The 22924-nt window shown below is 67.5% G+C and carries 21 protein-coding genes and 1 pseudogene; 13 read left to right on the plus strand and 9 right to left on the minus strand.

Annotation, left to right across the window (positions count from 1 at the left end; genetic code table 11):
* Positions 1 to 4 precede the first annotated feature (4 nt).
* The 7 genes from FHS55_RS20740 to FHS55_RS20770 all read left to right on the plus strand — a co-directional run bounded on the left by FHS55_RS20740 (position 5) and on the right by FHS55_RS20770 (position 7214).
* On the plus strand, positions 5 to 1030 hold the full coding sequence (locus FHS55_RS20740) for an ABC transporter permease (protein ID WP_183191701.1): 1026 nt from the start codon (positions 5 to 7) through the stop codon (positions 1028 to 1030).
* Positions 1027 to 1932 (plus strand): nickel transporter permease, encoded by a 906-nt coding sequence (gene nikC / locus FHS55_RS20745; protein ID WP_183191703.1) that lies wholly within the window; start codon positions 1027 to 1029, stop codon positions 1930 to 1932. The genes FHS55_RS20740 and nikC overlap by 4 nt, the downstream gene beginning before the upstream one ends.
* Positions 1933 to 1943: 11 nt before the next feature.
* A complete protein-coding gene (locus FHS55_RS20750) occupies positions 1944 to 2771 on the plus strand; it encodes an ABC transporter ATP-binding protein (protein WP_183191704.1) in 828 nt (275 codons plus the stop codon).
* 31 nt (positions 2772 to 2802) lie between these two features.
* On the plus strand, positions 2803 to 3534 hold the full coding sequence (locus FHS55_RS20755) for an ABC transporter ATP-binding protein (protein ID WP_183191816.1): 732 nt from the start codon (positions 2803 to 2805) through the stop codon (positions 3532 to 3534).
* Between the two features lie 241 nt (positions 3535 to 3775).
* Positions 3776 to 5266 (plus strand): gamma-glutamyltransferase family protein, encoded by a 1491-nt coding sequence (locus tag FHS55_RS20760; protein ID WP_183191818.1) that lies wholly within the window; start codon positions 3776 to 3778, stop codon positions 5264 to 5266.
* A 46-nt stretch (positions 5267 to 5312) separates the two neighbouring features.
* Positions 5313 to 5810 carry a RidA family protein gene (locus FHS55_RS20765; RefSeq protein ID WP_183191706.1) on the plus strand — a complete coding sequence of 166 codons (498 nt, stop codon included), beginning with the start codon at positions 5313 to 5315 and terminating at the stop codon, positions 5808 to 5810.
* 33 nt (positions 5811 to 5843) lie between these two features.
* The gene (locus FHS55_RS20770) at positions 5844 to 7214 is read left to right on the plus strand and encodes an amidase (protein ID WP_183191707.1); all 1371 of its coding nucleotides are present in this window, start codon (positions 5844 to 5846) and stop codon (positions 7212 to 7214) included.
* Between the two features lie 307 nt (positions 7215 to 7521).
* Here the strand turns inward: FHS55_RS20770 and FHS55_RS20775 are convergent, their stop codons facing one another.
* The 4 genes from FHS55_RS20775 to FHS55_RS20790 all read right to left on the minus strand — a co-directional run bounded on the left by FHS55_RS20775 (position 7522) and on the right by FHS55_RS20790 (position 12694).
* Complete coding sequence (locus FHS55_RS20775) at positions 7522 to 8904, minus strand: hypothetical protein (RefSeq protein WP_183191708.1); 1383 nt, start codon at positions 8902 to 8904, stop codon at positions 7522 to 7524.
* Positions 8905 to 9006: 102 nt separating this feature from the next.
* A complete protein-coding gene (locus tag FHS55_RS20780) occupies positions 9007 to 9807 on the minus strand; it encodes an SDR family NAD(P)-dependent oxidoreductase (RefSeq protein WP_183191710.1) in 801 nt (266 codons plus the stop codon).
* A gap of 17 nt (positions 9808 to 9824) precedes the next feature.
* Complete coding sequence (locus FHS55_RS20785; protein ID WP_183191711.1) at positions 9825 to 11174, minus strand: aspartate aminotransferase family protein; 1350 nt, start codon at positions 11172 to 11174, stop codon at positions 9825 to 9827.
* A complete protein-coding gene (locus FHS55_RS20790; RefSeq protein ID WP_183191713.1) occupies positions 11171 to 12694 on the minus strand; it encodes a M81 family metallopeptidase in 1524 nt (507 codons plus the stop codon). The genes FHS55_RS20785 and FHS55_RS20790 overlap by 4 nt, the downstream gene beginning before the upstream one ends.
* A gap of 272 nt (positions 12695 to 12966) precedes the next feature.
* Here FHS55_RS20790 and FHS55_RS20795 point away from each other — a divergent pair, with 272 nt between their 5' ends.
* The 3 genes from FHS55_RS20795 (at position 12967) to FHS55_RS20805 (ending at position 15333) form a co-directional block, all read left to right on the plus strand.
* A complete protein-coding gene (locus tag FHS55_RS20795; protein WP_183191715.1) occupies positions 12967 to 13197 on the plus strand; it encodes a hypothetical protein in 231 nt (76 codons plus the stop codon).
* Positions 13187 to 14593 carry an amidase family protein gene (locus FHS55_RS20800; protein ID WP_210287103.1) on the plus strand — a complete coding sequence of 469 codons (1407 nt, stop codon included), beginning with the start codon at positions 13187 to 13189 and terminating at the stop codon, positions 14591 to 14593. Before FHS55_RS20795 ends, FHS55_RS20800 begins: the two co-directional genes overlap by 11 nt.
* 89 nt (positions 14594 to 14682) lie before the next feature.
* Complete coding sequence (locus FHS55_RS20805) at positions 14683 to 15333, plus strand: cupin domain-containing protein (protein WP_183191718.1); 651 nt, start codon at positions 14683 to 14685, stop codon at positions 15331 to 15333.
* Positions 15334 to 15356: 23 nt separating this feature from the next.
* Here FHS55_RS20805 and FHS55_RS20810 read toward each other — a convergent pair whose 3' ends face one another.
* Genes FHS55_RS20810 through FHS55_RS20825 form a run of 4 tightly spaced genes read right to left on the minus strand, consistent with a single transcriptional unit; the run spans position 15357 to position 18925 of the window.
* Complete coding sequence (locus FHS55_RS20810; RefSeq protein WP_183191719.1) at positions 15357 to 16097, minus strand: ABC transporter ATP-binding protein; 741 nt, start codon at positions 16095 to 16097, stop codon at positions 15357 to 15359.
* On the minus strand, positions 16094 to 16930 hold the full coding sequence (locus FHS55_RS20815) for an ABC transporter ATP-binding protein (RefSeq protein WP_183191720.1): 837 nt from the start codon (positions 16928 to 16930) through the stop codon (positions 16094 to 16096). Before FHS55_RS20815 ends, FHS55_RS20810 begins: the two co-directional genes overlap by 4 nt.
* Positions 16927 to 17832 carry an ABC transporter permease gene (locus FHS55_RS20820; protein ID WP_183191721.1) on the minus strand — a complete coding sequence of 302 codons (906 nt, stop codon included), beginning with the start codon at positions 17830 to 17832 and terminating at the stop codon, positions 16927 to 16929. The genes FHS55_RS20815 and FHS55_RS20820 overlap by 4 nt, the downstream gene beginning before the upstream one ends.
* A 10-nt stretch (positions 17833 to 17842) precedes the next feature.
* The gene (locus FHS55_RS20825) at positions 17843 to 18925 is read right to left on the minus strand and encodes an ABC transporter permease (protein ID WP_425485846.1); all 1083 of its coding nucleotides are present in this window, start codon (positions 18923 to 18925) and stop codon (positions 17843 to 17845) included.
* A 166-nt stretch (positions 18926 to 19091) separates the two neighbouring features.
* On the opposite strand from FHS55_RS20825, the gene FHS55_RS20830 reads away from it, so the two are divergent.
* The 3 genes from FHS55_RS20830 (at position 19092) to FHS55_RS20840 (ending at position 22512) form a co-directional block, all read left to right on the plus strand.
* Positions 19092 to 20693 (plus strand): ABC transporter substrate-binding protein, encoded by a 1602-nt coding sequence (locus FHS55_RS20830; protein ID WP_183191725.1) that lies wholly within the window; start codon positions 19092 to 19094, stop codon positions 20691 to 20693.
* A gap of 144 nt (positions 20694 to 20837) precedes the next feature.
* Complete coding sequence (locus FHS55_RS20835) at positions 20838 to 21359, plus strand: GNAT family N-acetyltransferase (protein WP_183191728.1); 522 nt, start codon at positions 20838 to 20840, stop codon at positions 21357 to 21359.
* A gap of 55 nt (positions 21360 to 21414) precedes the next feature.
* Positions 21415 to 22512 (plus strand): threonine aldolase family protein, encoded by a 1098-nt coding sequence (locus FHS55_RS20840; RefSeq protein WP_183191731.1) that lies wholly within the window; start codon positions 21415 to 21417, stop codon positions 22510 to 22512.
* 232 nt (positions 22513 to 22744) lie between these two features.
* On the opposite strand, the pseudogene FHS55_RS20845 reads toward FHS55_RS20840, so the two are convergent.
* Positions 22745 to 22906, minus strand: a pseudogene (locus tag FHS55_RS20845) (transposase); the annotation flags it as partial.
* Positions 22907 to 22924: the final 18 nt, after the last annotated feature.

A 22924-nucleotide genomic window follows, 5' to 3' on the forward strand; every position in this document is an offset into this window, starting at 1 on the left:
CGCCATGCAGCGGCATTCGCCCGCGCGGACACTGGCCAGGCTGGGGGCAACCGTCTCCAGCCTGGCGATCACCCTGTTCGGCCTTGTGCTGGTGACGTTCTTCATCGGCCGCGTGATCCCGATCGATCCGGTGCTGACCATTCTCGGCGATCATGCCCGCCCGGAACTGGTGGAGCGCATGCGGATCGAGCTCGGGCTGGACAAGCCGCTTCCCGTCCAGTTCTGGATCTACCTGACTCACCTTTTCCGTGGCGATCTGGGACGTTCGGTGATGACGTCCAACCTCGTCGTCGACGACATCAAGCTGTATTTTCCGGCGACGGTGGAGCTCGGCACCACCGCGATGATCTTCGCTACCCTCATCGGCATTCCGCTCGGTGTGCTCTCGGCGGTGCGCCGCAATTCTCGGCTCGACCAGTTTGTCCGGGTTTTCTCCATCGTCGGCCATTCCATCCCGATCCCGGTGCTGGGGCTGATCTCGTTGCTGGTTTTCTATGCATGGCTGGGCTGGGCGCCCGGAACGGGCCGCGTCGGTGTTGCCTATGTGGGAATGACCCCCACCGTCACCGGCTTCCTGACGGTCGATGCACTGATCGCCGGCGATGCGGATGTGTTCTGGGATGCCCTCTCCCATCTGATGCTCCCGGCGGCGGTGCTGGCCTATTTCTCGATGGCCTATATCTCGCGCATGACCCGCGCCTTCATGATCGACGCGCTCGCCGGGGAATATGTCATCACGGCGCGGGCAAAGGGACTGTCTCCGGCGCGGGTCATCTGGCGTCACGCCTTCGGCAACATTGCGGTGCGCCTCGCGACCGTGCTCGCGCTGACCTATGCCGGATTGCTGGAAGGCGCCGTGGTCACCGAGATGATCTTCAGCTGGCCGGGAATTGGCCAGTACCTGACGGTGTCCCTGCTCAACGCGGACATGAATGCGGTGATTGGCGCAACGCTGCTGGTCGGCTTCGTCTACATGGTGCTGAACCTGCTCGCCGACGTCGCCTATCGAGTGCTGGACCCACGCGTATGATCGGTAGACTCTTCGACAGGGCATGGCTGCTGAGCGACAGTCCGCAATCGCGCGCGCAGGCGGCGTGGGGGCGCCGCTATCGCCTCTGGTGTGATTTTCGCGCGAACAAGCCGGCCCTCTACGGCCTCGCCACGGTGATCGCGCTGCTGGCGTGTGCGATCCTCGCCCCGCTGCTCGCCACGCATGATCCCGTGACGCAGAATCTCGGCCAGAGGCTGTTGCCCCCCTCGACACAGCACTGGCTCGGAACCGACGAACTGGGGCGCGACGTCTATTCCCGGCTGCTCTATGGCGCGCGCGTCACGCTCGGCATGGTGCTGGCGGTGGTCGTCCTGGTGGCGCCGATCGGCCTCGCGGTCGGCTGCGTCGCCGGCTATTATCGCGGCGCTGCCGACGTCATCCTGATGCGTGTGACGGATGTATTCCTGGCCTTTCCCCGGCTGATCCTCGCCCTGGCCTTCGTGGCCGCGATCCAGCCCGGCATGACCAGCGCCGTGATCGCCATCGCCCTGACCACCTGGCCACCCTATGCCCGGCTGGCGCGCGCCGAGACCATGACGATCCGCGATGCGGATTACATCGCCGCCGTGCGCATGACCGGAGCGTCTTCGGGGCGGATCATCCTGCGCCATATCATGCCGCTGTGCCTTGGTTCGCTCATCGTGCGCGTCACGCTGGACATGAGCGCCATCATCATCTTCGCCGCGAGCCTCGGCTTCCTGGGCATGGGCGCGCAGCCACCCTCGCCGGAATGGGGAACCATGATCGCCACCGCCCGGCGGTTCCTCCTCGACCAGTGGTGGGTTCCGCTGATCCCCGGAATCGCCATTCTCGTCGCCTCGCTGGCCTTCAACCTCTTGGGCGACGGGCTGCGCGACGTGCTCGACCCCAGGCAGGGGTGAGGGAGACCCGGATGCTGGTGGAAATTTCCGGTCTCAACATTTCCTTCCCGACGCCGCATGGCATGCACGCGGCGGTCCGCGACGTATCGATGACGCTCGGCACGGAGAAGCTGGGCATTGTCGGCGAAAGCGGCAGCGGCAAGTCCCTCACCGCGCGGGCGCTGCTGCGCCTGCTGCCACCGGCGGCGGTCACGCGGGCGGACACGCTGCGCTTCGATGGCATCGACGTGCTCTCGGCGAGCGAGAAGCAGATGGGGATGATCCGCGGCCGTCGCGCCGGCCTCATCCTGCAGGACCCCAAATACTCGCTCAATCCGATCATGACCGCCGGCGACCAGATCGCCGAGGCCTGGCGCAACCGGCGAAAGGGCTCGCGGCGGCAGGCGAAGGAAGCGGCGATCGACCTGCTGGCGCAGGTGCAGATCCGCGATCCCCGGCGCGTCGCCGATTCCTACCCGCACGAGCTCTCCGGCGGCATGGGCCAGCGCGTGATGATCGCCATGATGCTGGCGCCGGACCCGGAACTGCTGATCGCCGACGAGCCGACCTCCGCGCTGGATGCCTCCGTGCAGGCGGAAATCCTCAAGCTGATGGAAGACCTCGTCTCCCGGCGCAATATGGGGCTGATGCTGATCAGCCACGATCTGCCGCTGGTCGGGCATTTCTGCGATCGCGTCGCGGTCATGTATGCCGGCCGCGTGGTGGAGGAACTGGCGGCGGGCGAACTCGGCCAGGCGCGCCATCCCTATACAAGGGCGCTGCTGGACTGCATGCCCAGCCTGACCCACCCGCGGCCGCGCCTGCCCGTGATGGCGCGCGATCCCGCGTGGCTGACATGAGGTGGCCGACATGAGCCATACCCGCCGCGACATGATCATCGTCGACGACCTGCGGGTCCGCTTCGGCTCGCACGACGCGGTGCGCGGCGTCAGCTTTCGCGTGCCGGAGGGCAGCAGCTTCGGCATCGTCGGCGAGAGCGGTTCGGGCAAATCGACGGTGATGCGCGCGCTGGCCGGCCTCAACGATCTCTGGGACGGATATCTCGAAATCGCCGGCATGCCGCTGGGGCGGGGCAAGCCGCCGGATTTCTTCCGCCGCGTGCAGATGGTGTTCCAGGACCCCTACGGGTCGCTACATCCGCGCCAGACCGTGGATCGCGCATTGAGCGAGCCGCTGCTCGTGCAGGGGATCGGCGATATCGACCGGCGGATCCGGCAGGTGCTTGCCGATGTCGCGCTGCCGGCGGCGGCGCGCTTTCGCTACCCGCACCAACTCTCCGGCGGCCAGCGCCAGCGTGTGGCGATCGCCCGCGCGCTGATTTCCGAACCCTCGGTGCTGCTGCTCGACGAACCTACCAGCGCGCTGGACGTGTCTGTCCAGGCGGAGATCCTCAACCTGCTGGCGGATCTGCGCGAGGAGCGAAAGCTCACCTATCTGATGGTCAGCCACAATCTCGCGGTGGTGGCGCATCTGTGCCCATGGGTCGGCGTGATGAGCAATGGCGAGATGGTGGAAATCCTCTCCGCCGAGGACCTGCGGGCCGGCCGTACCCGCAATCCGCAGACGACGCGCCTGCGCGAACTGAGCGCGGAACTGGGCTGAGCGGCAGCCATCGTCCGGGCCGCCGGCGCGGGACGGCGGGCACGCCGGACGACATGAAACATTCGGCATTGCCCACCGGACGCGGGATGGTGGCGTGCAGCAGGTTGAGGATGGATTTGGCGTGAGTGACAATCGGGATCGGAAGCCGCTCGACGGGGCCGGGCGCACGCGCTCGATCGTGTATTCGGCAAGGGCCGCGGCGGCGACATCACATCCGCTGGCGAGCCTGACCGCCATCGACATGCTCCGCCGGGGCGGCAACGCCGTGGACGCGGCCATCGCGGCCATCGCGGTGCAGTGCGTGGTGGAGCCCCACCAGACCGGCATCGGCGGCGACTGCTTCGCCCTCTACATGCCGCGCAACGCGCGCGCGCCGATCGGTCTCAGCGGCGCCGGCCGTGCCCCGGCGGCGGCCAGCACGGGCTGGTTCGCCCAGCATGGCGTCGCGGAACTGGCGCTCGACTCGCCGCATTCGGTGACCGTTCCGGGGGCCGTGGCCGGCTGGTGCAAGCTCCTTGCGGACCATGGTCGCCTGTCGCTGGAAACCGTGCTGGAGCCGGCGATCCGCTGCGCCCGCGACGGCTATGTGGTGCAGCCCATCGTGGGCCTCGACTGGTCGACGGAGGCCCCGCTGCTGGCCGATCACCCGGTGGCGGCGTCGGTGTTCCTGCCCGGGGGCCGCCCCATCCCGGCCGGCAGCCTCCACCGCCAGCCGCGGCTGGCCGCGACGCTGGAGACCATCGCCCGCGAAGGCCATGACGGTTTCTACACGGGGGAGGTCGCCGCCGACATGGTCGCCTGCCTGCGGGACCATGGCGGGCTGCACACGTTGCAGGATTTCGCGGAGGCCCGGGCCGACTACGTCGCGCCGATTTCGACACGCTACCGGGGCTACGACGTGCTCGAGTTGCCGCCGAGCGGCCAGGGTCTCGCGGCGCTCATGATGCTGAACGTGCTGGACCGGATGGATCTCGCCGACCCCGGCATGAGCGAGGCCGACCGGATTCACGTTCTGGCCGAACTTGCCAAGCTTGCCTATCACCACCGCGATCACCTGTTCGGCGATCCCGATTTCGCATCCACTCCCGTCCGGGAGCTGCTGTCGCCGCAATGGGCCGACTTCGCCCGGACACGGATCGACATGAGTCACGCGGCGGAGCCTGTCGTGTGGCCGGAGGTCATGCAGCGCGACACTGTCTATGCCTGCGTGATCGACGAGGACGGCAACGCGATTTCCTTCATCAACTCGCTGTTCCACTCGTTCGGCAGCCGGATCATGGCGCCGCGTTCGGGGGTTCTGTTCCACAACCGGGGCGCCCAGTTTCGCCTTGAGCCCGGCCACCCGAATGCGATCGCCGGCGGCAAGCGGCCGCTCCATACGCTCATTCCGGGCATGGTGATGAAGGACGGCGCGTGCGTCGCGCCCTTCGGCGTCATGGGCGGTCCCTACCAGGCCGCCGGCCATGCCGAATTGCTGTCGAACATCCTCGATCTGGGCCTCGATCCGCAGCAGGCGCTCGATCACCCCCGCAGCTTCGCCTATCGCGGCGTGCTCAATGTCGAGCGGCGGACCGACCCCGGCTTGATCGACGCCCTGCGGTCGCGCGGCCACGATGCCCAGTGGTCACCGGCGATGATCGGTGGCGGCCAGCTCATCTGGCGCGATCCCGCGAGCGGGATCCTCGCCGCCGCCTCCGATCCGCGCAAGGACGGTTGCGCACTCGGCCTGTAGGCCCGGCCCATCGTCCTTCGACACGTTCAACCAGCAGGTTCCAGTCATGAAGATCGAACAGCGTCTCGACGAACTCGGCATCACCCTCACGGTTCCGATGGCCGGGCCCGGGCAGTACGGCAAGCGTTACGGCAAGATGAAGCCCTTCGTCATCACGGGGCGGGTGCTGCATCTGGGGGGCCATTCCGCCGGCATGGAGAATGGCCAGGTGCGCTATCCGGGCCGACTCGGCCAGGACGTGACCATCGAGGAAGGCTATCGCGCCGCCCGGCAGACCGGCATCAACTGCCTCTCCACCATCAAGCGCGCGATCGGCGACCTCGACCGCGTCACCGCCATTGTCAGCTCGATCAATTTCGTTGCCTGCACGCCGGATTTCTACGAGCACTACAAGATCACCAACGGCCTGAGCGACCTTTTCGACGAGGTGTTCGGCTCGGAGATCGGCCTTGGCGCGCGGGCGACCTATGGCGCTCCCTCGCTGTCGGACAATTACTGTTTCGAGACGTCGCTGATCGTCGAGATCGACAGCCCGGCGTCCTAGCGGTTTGCCAGTTGCTCTTGGCCGGAGATGGATATGTTTCCCTGGAGCGCCATCGAGATCGCCCGCTCCGTCAACGACGGAACCCGCGATCCGCGCGAGGCCGTCGAGCATGCGCTCACGGCCATCGCCGCCGGCAATGAAGCGCTCAACGCCATCGTCGATTTCGATCCGGCGGAGGTCGAGCCCCAGCTTGCCGAGCTCGCGCGGCGGCTTGCCGCCGGCGAACGTCCACCGCTTGCCGGAGTGCCGGTGGCGATCAAGGATCATATCCGCATCGCCGGCAAGCGGGTCACACTGGGCTCGTTGATGTTCCGCGACTTCGTGCCGGAGCACGACGATGTCGCCATCGAGCGCTTGCGCGCCGCCGGCGCGATCTTCGTCGGCTCGACCAACATGTCCGAGTTCGGCTGCACGGGGCATACCTCGAACTTGGTCTATGGCACCACCCGGCATCCGCAGGACCCCCGCCTGACCCCGGGCGGCTCCTCGGGGGGCGCCGCCACGGCGCTGGGGGCGGGCTTCGTACCTCTGGCGCTGGGCAGCGACGGGGCCGGTTCCGGGCGGCGCCCCGCGGCCCATTGCGGTGTCGTGGGCTTCAAGCCGTCGACCGGTGCCATCGCGACACCTCGCATCCTCTCGCCGACCGAGGTGCTGGCGCCGATGGCGGCGCGTGTCGACGACGTCACTCTGTTCTTCAACGTGCTTGCCGGTTCGCACCCGGAGGATCCCGGCTCGGTAGATCTGCCCGCGGACGATGGGCGCCCGGTGCGCGCCTTGCGCATCGCCTACAGCCCGCGCTTCGGGCTCGACGTGCCGGTCGATCCCGATGTCGCCACCACCATCGAGGCCGCCGTGGAAAAGCTGCGCGCCGCCGGCCTATCGATCGAGCGAGCTGATCCGCTGTGGCCGGAGGGCGCGAGCGAAGCCGGCATCGCGCCGATCCAGCAGGCAGGCCTTGCGGCCGGATGGGGCGATGCCTGGCGTGTCGATCCGACCCGCTTCTCGCCCGCCATTGCCGCCCAGATCGAGCGCGGCCTGGCTCTCGATGGTCTCGCTCTCGCCCGGGCCTATGGGCTGAGCCAGGCAATCGCCGGCGCGGCGGCACGCTTCTTTGCACGCGGGTATGATCTGCTGATCGGCCCGACAACGCCGTGCGTTGCCTGGCCGCATGAGCACTTCGCTCCCCGCGAGATTGACAGAGTAAGAGTTGGCGATCGCGGGCATGCGGTTTTCACGCCGTTCTTCAATCACGCCTTCTGCCCGGCACTTTCCCTACCCGCGGGTCGCGGCCGGAACGATTTGCCGGTAGGTCTGCAGATCGCGGGCCGGCGCCTTTCCGACCGCCAGTTGCTGCGCGCCGCCGCATTCATGGAAGACACCCTGAGCGACCGCGAGAAATCGTGAGAGCGCACATAGATGAGCTGGCTCGACTCATCGGCCCTTCGTCGTCTCGAGCAACTCACCATCGAAGTGAGCCAAAAGCCGATGACGAGATGAGTGCGGAGGCTGTCGATCTTATGGCTTCAATCGAGCGCCCACCCAACCGCCGACAAAGGCGATGGCGGAAGGAATGAAGCTCGCGCCATAGTGCGCGGGAAAATCATGATGCGTGCGTAACCGAGAGCGGATCCCTGGGCCGTAATCGAGGGTGCACAACGGCTTGCTGCCTAGACCTTCGATGCCGTTTGATGGCTCTTCAAGGCACGATGCATCATTGCCACCGCGACAGTGTCAGAAAGCCGACCGCGGCGACCATCAATACGCTCAGGCAGAAGAAACCGTTCCAGCGCAGTCCCACCGTGAAAGGGGGCCGGCCGGTTGCCAAACAGGCAATGGAGAGCGTCGAGGTCGCTGGAGAGACCAGCAGACCCAGGCCCCAACCGATGAGAGCCGAGAGGATCAGCATCGGCTCTGAAATCACCAGACCCGCGGAAAGCGTCGCCTTGACGCTGATGGTCGAGCTTATGATCGGATTGAGCCCCAGCATGGATGTCAGCAGGATCAACAGCGAAATGCTGCAGGCAAGAAGCCAACCCTGCAGGCCGGCAAGGAGCACGAACCCGCGCACCGTCTGCTCCGGCACCATCGCGCCGATCATCAGGCCGAGGTAGCCCGCCGACGCGATGATCGCGATCTCGTTCACCGCGGAGGGCAATGCCTGGAAGGTCATGTCGCCCAGGCGGTGCAGGGAGCGGCTTGCCGTTCTCTCGCCCGCAGGTCCGGGGGCCATGAGGTGCCAGCCCGCCGCGAACAGGGGAATGACCGCGAGAATGGCGCCCCGGAGAGGCAGGGCGGTCACGAACTGCAGCAAGGCTGCCGCCCCGATGATGCCCGCCAGAATGCACAGCAATCCCGCCAGCTCCTTGGCGCCGGCTCCCCCGAGCTTGCGAACCCGGCGCACCGGCGCCCGGTCCTCGGCACGATCGAACAGCCAGCCGATGGTCAGGAAAATGAGCGTCGCCGCCAGGCCGTAGGGCGCAAAGTCGAACCATGTCAGGCCCGGGGTCAATGTCAGCATGAGATTGAGGCCCAGCCCGACAGGCGACCAGAAGAGATTGGCGCAGAAGCCTCGCAGAACGGCGTTGGTGATGCGGCGGACCTGCGTCTCGGCCGCGGGGCCTTCGCCGCGCCGGGAGATCGGGCCGCGCAGCGCGACATCGAGAAGGAGCATCAAGCCGCCGATGTTCAGAAGAACGCCGAAAACCTGCCCGCCGACGGCAAGGAGCCCATAGCGCCGGTTCGGCGGCTGGTCGACGATGAAACGCCCCGCCTCCCTCACCATCTCGCTGTCCCTCGCGACGATGCGCAGCGGCACGAGAACGGTGATCAGCGCCGGCAGATAGACGGCCTGCCGCACCATCTGCGCGAATGCGTCCAGCGAACCGCCGGACAGGACGTACAGCGCCGTGACGAGCATGGCCGCCGCCAGCATGACCTGCGCAGACAGCGCCGTTCCCCCGAAGGACAACAGGATGTAGGCGCCGATGAAGCCGATGGAGGTCAAAGGCCAGAGGGACGAAGGCGCGGCGGTCGCCACGAACGCGGCCGTGGCGGCCACGAGCAGACACATGCCCGGCAGCATTCGCATATTCATGAAGACACGCGCTTCTCGCTGGAAACAGAACCGACCCGGGCGCTCTGCCTCGGCGACGGACCGCTCGCATTAGGCCGGTCTCTGGCGGATCGAGGCCGCGACCTAATGCTCTCCGACCCAGTGACGCGCCGAGCGCACCGGCTGCTCAAGGCCGTCCACCGCCACCATGCGTCCGTTCACCCAATTGGCGCGGGCCGAGGCCAGGAACACGACGACATCGGCCACCTCCTGCGGCGCGCCGAGGCGCCCCATGGGGAAGGCTTCCTCGACATAGGCGTCGAAGGCCTCGCGATGGGCATCGCGATAGGTCGCCCATCCGCCCCCCTCCTCGAGGATGGCGCCGGGCGCGACGGCATTCACCCGGATGCCGTGCTTCTGGAATTCGAGCGCCCAGCGTTCGGTGTCGAAGATCAGGGCGGCTTTCGATCCGCCGTACTGGCCGCTGCTGGCAAGTTGCGGCACCCAGCCGGAAATCGACGCGATGTTGACGATGGCCGCCGCGCGGTGCTGCATATGCGGCACGGCGAGGCGCATCAGGCGGACGGTCTGGACCACGTTCATCTCGAAGGTGCGGCGCCAGTGGTCGTCGGTGCTGTTTTCGATCAGGCGTCCACCGACCGCACCGCCGACATTGTTGACGAGCACGTCGATCCCGCCATGGCGCTCGACCACGTTGTCGATCAGGCGCGCCGCGCCGTCCGGTTCCGTCACGTCGCACGCCACCGAAAGAACGGAGGCCGCAGTCTCCGGCAGGCCGTGCGCGGCGGCGCGCAGTCTCTCCTGCGTGCGGCCGACCAGCACCACATGGGCCCCCTCGCGGGCAAATTCGCAGGCTGTCGCCAGGCCGATGCCGGCGCTCGAGCCGGTCACGACGACCACCTTGTCTTTCAGCAGCAGATCCATGGCGGGGTCTTGGCGCCTCATTCGCCGGCCGCGGCACGGGCGGGCGGGCCGCCGTGCCGGAGTTCATCGTGCAGATAGGTTTCGAAGGTCCCGGAAATCAGGTCGATATCCGCATCCTGCATCGGTGTGGACAGGCACATCATGCCGCTCGTTTGCATCAGAAGGCCCGCCGCGGCGAATTGCGCGACGAGGCGCTGGATGGCACCGCGCTGCGCGGGCGTCTCCACCGCCTGGCGATAGTCGGCGGGCGCCGCGCCCTTGGCGTGCACCCGCAGCAGCGAGGCGGCGCCGGTGACGCAGAAGGGTAGACCGCTCGCCGCGATCGCGGTCCGCAACGCGCTCCTCAGCCGGTCGCCCATCGCCTCCAGACGCGCGAAGGCGGCAGGCGTCAAAGCCTGCATGTTGGCGTAGCCGGCGGTCATCGATATGGGATTTGCCGAGAAAGTGCCGCCCTGGGGCACGCGCGCGGGACCGCCGCGCCGCGCGAACACTTCCATGACCTCCGCCCGCCCCCCGATGGCGCCGATCGGGAAGCCGCCGCCGATGATCTTTCCGAGCGCCCAGAGATCGGGCTCCAGGCCCAGCCGTGCCGACAGCCCGTGATAGCCCTGGCGAAAGTTCAGCACCTCGTCGGCGATGATCAGGATGCCGTTGCGCCGCGCCGCGGCCTGCACGGCGGCGAGGAAATCCGGCGTGGCGCCGATGAGACCCAGCCGGCTGGGCATCGGATCGATGACAATGGCGCAGAGGCGCGCCGCGTGACGCTCGATCAGTCGCTCCGCCGCCGGCGCGTCATTGATCCGCAGCGTGACCACCTCGTTCACGACGCTGTCCGGCATGCCGCGATAATAGGGCACGCTCGCGGGTTCCGCATCGTTCCCCCAGTTCGACGGCCCGCTGGTCTGGCTCACCTCGATCCAGTCATAGGCGCCGTGATAGGCCCCCTCGATCTTGGCGATGCCGCTGCGGCCGGTGATGGCCCGCGCCGCCTTCACGGCGAACATGACGGCTTCGGTGCCGGTATTCACGAAGCGCAGCCGGTCCATGCCCGCAACACGGGCGCACAGCAGTTCCGCCAACGCGAGTTCGCTCTCCGTCGGATTGGCGAAGCAACTCCCCTTGTGGATCTGCCGCGTCACCGCCTCGACAACGGGCGGGAAGGCGTGGCCGTTGATCAGCGCGGTGAAGTTGCCGTGCAGATCGAGGAAGCGCCGTCCATCGAGATCCTCGACCCAGGCCCCTTCTCCCCGTTCGATATAGACCGCGCAGGGATCCTTCTCGATGGTCACGCGCGCGGTTCCATCCGGAAATACGCGCTGTGCGCGCTGGAAGGCACGAAGCGACTGCTCCGTGCTGCGGCGGGTCATGACAGGCTCCTTGCGTCTGCGCTCGCAACTCGGCTGGGGAAGGTTCGTGCCGCGAAATCGGGCACGGCCGCCGGATCTTCCGGCCAATAGCGGGGCCGCCGGCGGAACGGGAAATGCCCGGGCACGTAATTGGTCATGCCCGGCGTGTCGACCGACACGCACGGACCAAAGGAGCGGAAGGCCGGTTCGAAATGAAAGCCGGACTTGCAGACAACCACGTCATAGGCCGCCGGGTCCTCGCCGTGACTTAGAAAGGCCTGCGGATCCTGGCTGAGACCCGGCCGGCTGGTGGCCAGAACGGTCAGCCGGCCGCACTGCAGCACCGCGGTCGGCCCCATGTCGGCCGGCTCGCCGGCCAGGAACGGGCCGGCCTGCACGAAACGACCCTCCCCCAGCGCCTTGACCCGCCAGCGCCCGGCCACCGGCATTTCCCCCGGCGTCAGCGCACCGCCCAGCATCAGGTCCAGATCGGCACCGACACCCGCCTTCCGCGCCGCATGGACCGCGTCGGGATCGGTGACGGGCGCCAGAATACGAAGGTCCGGCCGGCGCGCCCGCGCCGTGGCGATGATATGGGTGCCGTCGCCAATCCCGCCGCCGAGGACGCGATCTCCATGATCGCCGAGGATGACCGGCCGGCCGGCCTGCGGCACCAGCCCGGCGATCACCGGTTCCAGCGCGGGACGGTCCACCCCGAAACGATCGCGACGCGCCCACACCGCGCGCGCCAGGGCCTCGACGGCCGCCTGCGCCGCCGGAGCCCTGTCGTCGCGCGCGACGGCGGTGATGCACTGCCCGGCTTCGGCGGCATCGAGAAAGGCGTAGGTGTTGTAGAAGGACATGTCCGCAAGATCCTCGGACCGCTCCAGCGCACGGCGCATCGCGTGCAATTCCGCCAGCGGGCCGCGTTCGGTGGCGAGCTGACCCAGCAGAAGAGCGGGCAGCCAGATCGCGCACGCCACCGGGTTCAGGGCGCCGGACAGCGTGTCGAGCAGCAACTGGGCCGCCCGTTCGCCGGTTTCCGAACAGTCGACATGCGGGTTTTTCTTATAGCCCACCCAGAGCGGCGTGGCGTCCAGCATGGCCCGAGTCATCGAGGCGTGCATGTCGAGCGCGACGGCGATGGGGACGCGAGGTCCGACGAGCCGTCGCAGGGCCTGCACCAGATCTCCCTCCGCATCCTCGATCTCGGTCGTGGCCATCGCACCGTGCAGGTCGAGGAAGATGGCGTCCGGCCGGGTCGCCGCCACCGCATCGAGCAACTGGGTCCGGAGCGCGAGATAGTCCTCATGCACGGCAAGCCCGCCCGGTGGCGCGACGGCCGAAAGGCCGGGCAGGATATGGGCGCCGCCGGCCCGCAGCCGCCGCGAGCCGCCGGCAAGGGCGGTATCGGAGGTTTCCAGTTTCTCGATGAGGGCGGGACCGCGCGTGACGACGAAATCGGCCAGCGCCGTGTGGCGAGGCGTGAAGCTGTGCGCCTCGAGGAACAGGCCGCCGACAAGGATGCGGGGAGCGTGCATATCTGGTGTGCCCGGGACGTGGCAAAGCGCCATCGACACCGCCCAGTCATCGCGATCGCTCCGCCCGAAGTCAATGAATATTTTTCATCAAACTAAATTTTTTTCAGTTGTTTGCGTAACGTCTCTCCCGCTATGACACGCCGGACGGGTGCCGCAACCCTTCGCCAGATCTCACGCGTGGGCGCTCCGGCACCCCCGCGCCGGGCGGCCGCATCCGCCGGGACCACCGGGGCGGCGCCGCATGCCGATAGAGCACAGGAGAACTGTCCGCCATGCCCACCGCGCACCCGGTCCCCATCGGCGAGCCGGCCGTCCCTGGCGACGAGCTGGCGCAGCTGTTCCTCCGGGCCGGCCTCACCGTGCCGGACCTGATGATGGCGGATCTCCAAGCGAGCTTCGCCGCCCTGCGGCGGCAGCTCGCATTGCTTCATGCCCCCTGTCCGCCGGAGCTGCCGCCGCTCTATCTCGGTTCTCCCCTGCGCCCGGTGCGCCGTGACCTCTGAGCTGCATGCACTGTCCATCGCCGAACTGGGCAGCGGCCTGCGCGCGCGGCGCTTCACGGCGGAGCAACTGGCGCGCCACCAGCTCGCGCGCATCGCAGCCCATGACGGCACGCTGGCGGCCTTCGTGCGGGTCTGCGGCGAACGGGCGCTGCGCGAGGCGCGCGCGGCCGACCGGGACTTCGCCGGCGGCGTGGATCGCGGCCCGTTGCAGGGAATTCCATATGCGGTGAAGGATCTGTTCGACAGTGCCGGCATGCCGACCGGCTGCAATTCCAGGTTGCGCGCGAACCATATCGCCCGGGAGGACAGCGCCGCCGTGGCGCGCATGAGCGATGGCGGCGCGGTCCTGCTCGGCAAGCTGCAACTGCAGGAATTCGCCACCGGCGGCATGGGGCCGGATTCCCCGAACCCGCCAAGCCGCAACCCGTGGCACCCCGGCCATGCCACCGGCGGCTCCTCCTCGGGCGCCGGCGTCGCGGTGAGCGCGGGTTTCGTCCGGATCGCCCTCGCGACGGACACTGGCGGCTCGATCCGCCAGCCGGCGGCCTATTGCGGCACCGTCGGGCTGAAGCCCACCTATGGCCGGGTGAGCCGGCGGGGCGTCTTCCCGCTGTCCCATTCGATGGACCATTGCGGGCCGATCACCCGCAGTGTCGAGGACGCGGCGCTGGCGCTGCAGGTTCTCGCCGGCTTCGACCCGCACGACCCGGCCAGCGCCGATGTGCCGGCCGCCGACTACGCCGCGCCGCTGCGGGCGGGAGTCGCGGGGCTGCGCATCGGCGTGCCACCGGGGCATATGGGGCTTGAGCCGCGGTTCGATCCGGCCGTCGCCGCCAGTCTCGCCCAGGCGACCGATGCGCTGGCGCGCGGCGGCGGCGTGCTGAGCCGCGTCGCGCTGCCGGACTATGACGCATTCTATGCGAGCGGCATGGCCATCATGCTGGCCGAGGCCTATTGCGTGCATCAGTCGGACCTTCAGGCGCATCTTCCGCTCTATGCGGCAAAGACCGCCGAGCGCCTGCTGCTGGGCGCGGCCGTCACGGGCGCCGACCTCGTCCAGGCCTTCCGGGTGCGGCGCCGCCTGACCGAGGCTCTCGACACCCTCTTCGACGGCGTCGACGCGATCCTGACCGCGAGCGCCATCCATGGCGCCCCGCCGCTCGACGGCGGCGACAACATGCTGGCCGTGCCGTTCCAGATTCCCGCCCTTCCCTTCAATCTCACCGGCCATCCCGCCCTCCATGTGCCGACCGGCCGGGATGGACGTGGGCTGCCGATCGGCGTCCAGCTCATTGGCCCGCGTTTCGCCGAGGCGACGCTGCTGCGGATTGCCGCGGTCCTGGAGGCGGCGAGCGGATGGAAGGAAATTCCGCTCCCCGCGCTCACCGCGGTGTGAAATTCCGTCACGTTTCTCAAATTATTTGAGCCAACCGACGGCGACCGGTATGGTCCGGACCGAACAGGACATCTCGGCAAGGGGCAATCGTGGCAAGACAGGCAAAGGCGGGGCAACCGGTAGCGCCGGAAGGAGGGCCCGCCCCCTCGCCGACCAGCGGGATGCTGGTGTCCAATCTCGGCGCGCTCATCCGCCGCGAACGCCAGAAGCGCGACATGACGATGGTGGAACTGTGCCAGGTCGCCGCTATCTCGCCGGCGTTCCTCTCGCTGGTGGAGCGCGGCAAGTCCACGCCATCACTGGGCACGCTGGGCGGCATTGCCAAGGCGCTCGGCCTGTCGACCTCCTCGTTCCTGCAGATCGGCCTACCGCCCGATTCGGTGACGCGGGAGGGGAGCCGTCCCGAATTCGCGATCCACGATTCGCCGGTCCGCTATGAGCGCATGTCCACCGTGTTCTCGGGGCAGATGCTCAACGCGGTGATCATGCACATCCCCGCCGGCTACAGGTCCAAGACCATCACCAATATCGGCGAGGAGTGGATCTACATCCTCAAGGGCGAACTGCTGCAGGTCGTCGACGATACATCCGTGCTGCTGCGGCCCGGCGACACCTGCCATTTCCGCGGCGACAGCCCCCATTCCTATATGAACAAGGGACGCGTGCCTGCCAGGATCATCTGGGTCGGCACGGTCTCGCTGTTCGGCGACCTGCCCGCCTCCGCCGCCGCCGCCGATTGAACGACCGTGCTGCCGGGCGCCCCTCAGCAGCCGCGTGAGGCTCCGGCGGCGTACAACTCGCGGGCGTAGGGACTGGCCAGCGCGCCCGTCTTGAAGCGCGCGACCTCGGCGATCTCGACGATCCGGCCTTTCTGCATCACCGCGAGCCGGTCGCAGAGGAAGGACACCACCGGCAGGTTGTGCGTCACCATCAGATAGGTGAGGCCCTGTTCGCGGCGCAGCCGTTTCAGCAGGTTGAGAATTTCCGCCTGCACCGAAACATCGAGCGCCGAGGTCGGCTCGTCCAGAAGCAGGATGCGCGGCTCCGGCATGAGCGCGCGGGCGATCGCCACGCGCTGGCGCTGACCGCCGGAGAGCTGATGGGGAAAGCGGAAGCGCAGGCGCGCGTCGAGCCCGACCGCCGCCATCGTCGTCTCGACGCGCCGCCCGTCATCGGGGATGCCGTGGATCGCCAGGGGTTCCGAGAGCGCGTCGTCCACGGTCTTGCGCGGATGCAGCGAAGCGTAGGGATCCTGGAACACCAGCTGGCATTGCCGCGCACAGCGGCGGTCGATCCGGTGGCTGCGCGGCACCCCCTCGACGGCGATGGCGCCAGTCCAGTTCGTCGCCAGCCCGGTGATCGCCTTCAGCACCGTGGACTTGCCGGAGCCGCTCTCGCCTACCAGCGCGACGCTCTCGCCCTCGGCGATATCAAGCGTGAGGTCGTGAACGACCTTCGTCGCGCCGTAGAAGATATCGAGATTGCGCAGGGAGATGGCGGTCATGGCGTGGTCCATGCGCGGCGATCGAGCACGGGCAGCTCGTCGCGGGTTTCATCGATGTGCGGCATGGCGGCCAGAAGGCCGCGCGTATAGGGGTGGCGCGCGTCGGCGAGCGCGTCGGCCCGGCATTCTTCCACCACCTCGCCTCGGTACATGACGAGGATCCGCTCACAGTAGCTCGCGACCATGTTGAGGTCATGGCTGATGAGGATCAGCCCCATGCCCTTACTGGTGATCTGCTCGTCGATGATGTCGAGCACCTGAGCCTGTACCGAGCCGTCCAGCGCCGAGGTCGGCTCGTCGGCGATGAGGACATCGGGCTGCGGGATCAGCATCATCGCGATCATCACCCGCTGGCCCATGCCTCCCGATACCTCGTGGGGATAGAGCGCGGCGACGCGGTCGGGATCGTCGATGCGCACCGCCTCGAGCATGGCGACCACGCGGGAATGCAGATCGACGCGCGACACGCGCTCATGGGTGAGCACCGCCTCCGCGATCTGAGCGCCGATAGTCATCACAGGATTGAGGGAGAATTTCGGGTCCTGCATCACCATGGAGATGCGGGCACCCCGGATCAGCCGCATGCGGCGTGGGTTCTGGGCCAACAGGTCGATGCCATCGAAGTGCAGCCGGTCGGCCGTCACCCGCCCCGGCGGGCGCACCAGCCTGAGGATGGCACGGCCTGTCATCGACTTGCCCGAGCCGCTTTCGCCGACAATGCCCAGCCGCTCGCGCCCGAGCGCGAAGGACAGGCCGCGCACCACATCGACCGGCCCCGTCGAGGTGGGAAAGGTGACGCGCAGGTTCTCGATATCGAGGAGCGGGGCGGTCATGGCTTGCCTGCCTGTTTGGGATCCAGCACGTCACGCAGGCCGTCGCCGAGAAAGCAGAAGCCTAGCCCGACGGTGACGATCGCGAGCCCGGGCATGGTCGAGACCCACCACTGGTCGAGGATGAAGTTGCGGCCGCGCGAGATCATGGCGCCCCATTCCGGCAGGGGCGGCTGGGCGCCGAGGCCGATGAAGCCGAGGCCGGCGGCGGTGAGGATGATGCCGGCCATGTCGAGGGTGACGCGGATGATCATCGACGACGCGCAGAGCGGCAGGATGTGGCGCAGGATCACGCGCGTCGCGGAAGCTCCCTGCAATCGGATCGCCGAAATGAACTCGCTATGGCGGACGGTCAGTGTCTCCGCGCGGGCGATCCGGGCATAGCTCGGCCATGTGGCGATGGCGATCGCGATGATCGCGTTCTGGATGCCTGGACCGAGCGCGGCCACGAAGGCCAGCGCCAGGATCAGCTTGGGCATGGACAGGAAGATGTCGGTGACGCCCATCAGGATGCGGTCGCACCAGCCGCCGAAATAGCCGGCGACCGCGCCGACCACGAGGCCGAGCGGCGCGGCGATGATCGCCACCAGCAGCACGATCGTCAGTGTGATCCGCGAACCGAACACGGTACGCGACCAGATGTCCCGGCCGAGCTCGTCCGTGCCCATCCAGTGCGCGGCACTCGGCGGCAGCAGCCGCCGCGCGAGATCCTGCGCGACCGGATCCTGGGTCGCGATCAGCGGCGCGGCCAAGGCCGAGACCAGCAGCAGCGCGACGATGATGAGACCGATGACGGCGAGCGGATTGCGCGTGAGGGCGAGCGCGACGCGGGCATGGCGGCCCAGCCGCGCCTGCAGCCGGGACGTCGGCGTTTCGTCGAGGAGCCAGTGAAGCACGGTGGCCAAGACGGTTCTCCTAGCGTGCGCGGGGATCGAGGAGGCGGTAGAGCAGGTCCGACATCTTGTTGATGCCGATGAAGATCGCTCCGACCACCAGCGTCGACCCGAGGACGGCGTTCATGTCAGCGTTGAGAAGAGCGGTGGTGAGGTAGTTGCCGATGCCCGGCCACGCGAAGATGGTTTCGATCATCACCGAGCCTTCCAGCAGGCCGGCATAGGAGAGGCCGACCACGGTGATCAGCGGCACCCGGATCGGCTTGAACGCGTGGCGCCAGATCACCCGCCATTCCGGCACCCCCTTCACGCGGGCGGTGGTGATGAACTCCTGGCTGAGCTGATCCAGCATGAAGGAGCGCGTCATGCGGCCGATATAGGCGAGGCTGAAGAAACCGAGCACCGCCGCGGGAAGCAGGATGTGGGAAAGCGCGTTGCCAAATACCTCGATATCGCCGGCAAGCAGGCTGTCGATCAGCAGCAGGCCGGTCCTCGCCTCCACCGCGCCGTCGAAATAGACATCGATGCGCCCGGGCCCGCTGACCCAGCGGTAATGGGCATAGAAGACGGCGAGGCCCACCAGGCCCAGCCAGAAGGCCGGCACGGCATAGCCGAGCAGGCCGACCACGCGGATGAGCTGGTCCGTCAGTGACCCTTGCCGGCTGGCAGCCAGAACGCCCATCGGCACGCCGAGCAGGACACCGATGAGGATTCCCAGCGTCGCCACCTCGAGAGTTGCCGGGAACACCCGCCGCAGGTCGGCTGCCACGGTATTGCCGGTCGATACCGACAGGCCGAGGTCGCCGCGCGCGACATGGCCGACATAAGCGGCGAACTGGACGAGCAGCGGGCGGTCCAGCCCCATCTCGGCACGTGCCTTCTCATAGACGGCCAGGGGCGCGCGATCGCCGACGACGGCCACGACCGGATCGATCGGCACCACGCGGCCGATCACGAAGGTAATGGCCAGAAGCCCCAGAAATGTCAGCGCGAGAGCAACGAGAACGCTGCCGAGATCGATCGCGGCGGCGCGGGCGCCGCGCCGGAGCGCCGCCGGGGACCGACGCGGGGAGTGGGGAGGTTCGGTCTGTGGATCCTGGCTCAAGCGGACAGATTCCTCTCTCAGGACGCGGCGCATGGGACGACGTTCTGTTACTGAAAAAACATCTTGTATCATACATATTTTTTTGTAGGATTTAAAAAATTTTAGTGACCCGAGCGGTATGGCTCCGCTGTCACACGACATAACTTCCAGTAAAAAAGGGAACAATATGAGCCTCTTACGAGCCCTTCTCATTGCCGGGGCGATGGCCCTTCCGGCCAGCTTGCCGACCGGTCTGTCAGTGGCGCTGGCAGCGACGCCGCCAGGTGTGCTGGTTGTCGCCCAGAACATCGACGACATCGTCGCCATCGACCCGGCACAGTCGTTCGAGTACTCCTCGGGTGAGTATGTGGCGCAGGTCTATGACCGTCTCATCCAGTATGATGCGGAAGACACCAGCAAGCTGGTCGGCGCCCTGGCCTCCGATTGGACGATCGACGAGGCGGCGAAGACGATCACCTTCACGCTGCGCAAGGGCGTCACCTTCCATTCCGGCAATCCGCTGCGTCCCGAGGATGTCCTTTATTCGTTCAAGCGCGTCGTCGCGCTCAACAAGGTGCCATCCTTCATCCTCACCCAGCTCGGCTGGACCCCTGAGACCATCGACGCGATGGTGACAGCCGACGGCCCCGACAAGGTGGTCGTGCGCTACACCGGCGACTTCTCCTCCGGCTTCGCCCTGAATGCGCTGGCAGCCCGCCCGGGTTCCATCGTCGACGCCAAGACCGTGCAGCAGCATGAGGTGAATGGCGATTTCGGCAATGGCTGGCTCAATGCCAACTCGGCCGGTACCGGGGCCTTCAAGCTGAGGACCTATCGCCCCGGCGACATCCTCGTGCTCGACGCCAACCCGGCCTATTTCCGCGGCGCGCCGATCATGAAGCAGGTGCTCATCCGTCATGTCGCCGAAGCCGCGACCCAGCAATTGCTGCTGAAGTCGGGTGATGTGGACATGGCGAAGAACCTGACCCCCGATCAGATCGCCGGGCTCGGCGCCAGCGCCAAGGTTGTCGCCTATCCGCAGGCATCGGTGCACTTCCTGTCCTTCAACCAGAAGACCGCGGCGCTGACCCCGCCGGCCGTATGGGAGGCCGCACGCTATCTCGTCGACTACGAGGGCATGACGTCGACCTTTCTGAAGGGTCAGATGCAGGTCTATCAGAGCTTCAACCCGAAGGGCTTTCCCGGAGCGCTGGAGGCGACGCCGTACCATTACGATGTGGAGAAGGCCAAGAAGATCCTCGCGGAGGCCGGCATCAAGACGCCGATCAAGGTCACACTCGACGTGATCAACTCCTCGCCCTTCACCGACATCGCGCAGTCGCTTCAGGCTTCCTTCGCCAAGGCGGGTATCGAGTTCGACATCCTTCCCGGCACCGGCAGCCAGGTGATCACCAAGTACCGCGCCCGCGCGCATCAGGCGATGCTGCTCTACTGGGGTCCCGACTTCATGGACCCGCACTCCAACGCCCAGGCCTTCGCCTTCAACGACAACAACGCCGACGACCACTACCAGTCGACCACGACGTGGCGGAACGCCTGGAAGGTGCCGCCGGAGCTGAACGCGGAAACCAAGGCCGCGCTGGCCGAGCCCGACCCGGCCCGGCGCAACGCTCTGTATGTCGATCTCCAGGCCAAGGTTCAGGCGCAGTCGCCCATCGTGGTCATGTTCCAGGCGGAGAGCCAGATCGCCATGAACCCGAAAGTCACCGGCTACGTGAACGGTGCCCTGTCGGACTTCGTCTTCTACCGGCTGGTCGACAAGAAGTAAGCCGAGCCGTCCTGCTGCCCGGCAACATTCTCCGGGCAGCAGGCGCCCCGCAACGGACGTCGCGGCGGGCCGAGGGTCGCCCTGTGGTTCGGCTCCGTGCGCGCGCACCCCGTCCGATCCCCCCCTTTTTTCGGAGACATTTCCATGAGCGGGCCAACTATCCGCACCGCGCGCCCCGAGGACGCCGCCGACCTCGCCGCGATCTATGCGTTCGAGGACGTGGTCGCCTACACGACCCAGCTGCCGCATCGCGACACGCGCTTCTGGCAGGATTTCTACAAGACCCGTGATCCGGAGAATGTGGAGCTGGTTGCCGTGCTCGAGGGCCGCGTCGTCGGCCATCTCGGCATGCTGCTGAACCGCGCGCCCCGCCGCAAGCATGTCGGCACGTTCGGCCTGTGCGTGCACCCCGATGTTCACGGTCGTGGGATCGGCAGCGCCCTGATGACGGAGATGCTCAACATGGCCGACAACTGGCTGAACCTGTTGCGGCTGGAACTGGGCGTCGCTTCCGACAATGCGCGCGCCATCGCCCTCTATGAGCGCTTCGGCTTCACCCGGGAGCGCGAATCCCGCTTCGACCTGTTCACCCGAGGCCGCTTCGCCAGCACCACCCACATGGCCCGCTTCCATCCGGCCGGGGCGCAGATGCTGCAGCTCGCCTAGACATGCGCGCACGCGCCGCGCCGTGCCAAGCGAACGGAAACGGGAACGAGCCTAGATGATGTACACGCCTCAGCCGGCGGCCGGGCACGCAACCGCCACGGTGAAGCTCTATTCCGACACGCTCACCCTGCCCTCCCCGGCGATGAAGCGGGCCATGTTCGAGGCGGAACTTGGTGACGAGCAGGCCGGCCTCGACCCGACGGTGAACGCGCTCTGTGCCCGTGTCGCGGCCCTGCTGGGAAAGCCGAGCGCCATGTTCCTGCCGAGCGGCACGATGTGCAACCAGATCGCCATGCTGGTGCACGCCCGGCCCGGCGACGCCATCCTCGCCCACAAGGACTCCCACATCATCGCCCATGAAGCGGGAGCCGCCGCGGCGCTGGGGGGTGGCTTGGTGACCGGCCTGGCCGGTGAGGCCGGGCAATTCGGCCCGGACGACATCCAGGCCGCGCTGCGGGCGGCCAGCCGCTACGCGCCGGAACCGCGCCTGCTCGTCGTCGAGCAGACCTCGCATCTGGGCGGGGGATCGGTCTGGGCGCTCGACCGCCTGCACGCGGTGGCCGACGAGGCGCACCGCCATGGCATGGCCATCTACATGGACGGCGCCCGGCTGATGAACGCCGTGGTGGCCAGCGGCGTCGGCGCGCGGGATATGGCGGCAGCGGTCGACAGCGTGTCGCTGTGTTTTTCCAAGGGGCTTGGCGCCCCTTTTGGCGCGGTCCTGGCCGGATCGCCCGATTTCATCGATCGCGCCTGGCGCTGGAAGCAGCGGCTGGGCGGCGCCATGCGACAGGTGGGCATGTATGCCGCCGCCTGCCTCTTCGCCCTCGACCACAATGTCGATCGCCTCGCCGAGGATCATCGCCACGCGACCCGGCTGGCCGAGGGGCTCTCGTCGCTGCCGGGATTGCGCATCACCCGGCCGCAGACCAACATCGTGCTGTTCGATACCCTCGCGACAGGCATCACGTCCTTCGAACTGCGCGACCGTCTGGCGACGCAGGATGTGTCCATAACCGCCATGGACCGCTATCTGGGCCGCGCCGTGACGCACCTGCACGTCGACACTGACGCGATCGAGCGGGCCATCGCGGCCTTCCGCAACGTCCTCGCCCCCAGCCGTTCAGTCCCGGGCAGCGCTCGACGAAGATGAGGGCTGTGGGATCCTCATAACCATTTGATAATTATGCATGTACCCTGGACAAGGCGGCCATCGGCGGTTTCGGCGGCATTTAGGTGGCTAAGGGCTGCCTTTTTCGGACGTTTGGCGGGGACATTTCCGTTCAGCCTGCGGATTGCGTCGGTCAGGAAGTGTCCCCTGGCCCGTAGGGCGCGGCGCCGCTTGGCGTTCAGGGCCTCGATCGCGTTGGTCGCGTAGAGAATGCGAGGGACATGCCGCGGGCGTAGACCGACACGATCTTGTCGTCGAAGCCGGGGAAGCGGCGCCGGTAGCTGGCGATGAGCTGCGGATCGAACGTCGCCCGCCGGTCGCGCGGGATATCCAGCTCGATCCGGCCGGTCTCGGTCGTCACCATCTTGCGGCCATATCGCCTCGCCTTGACAAC

Origin of the sequence: Ancylobacter tetraedralis (assembly GCF_014195655.1) — a bacterium.
GTDB classification, from domain to species: domain Bacteria; phylum Pseudomonadota; class Alphaproteobacteria; order Rhizobiales; family Xanthobacteraceae; genus Ancylobacter; species Ancylobacter tetraedralis.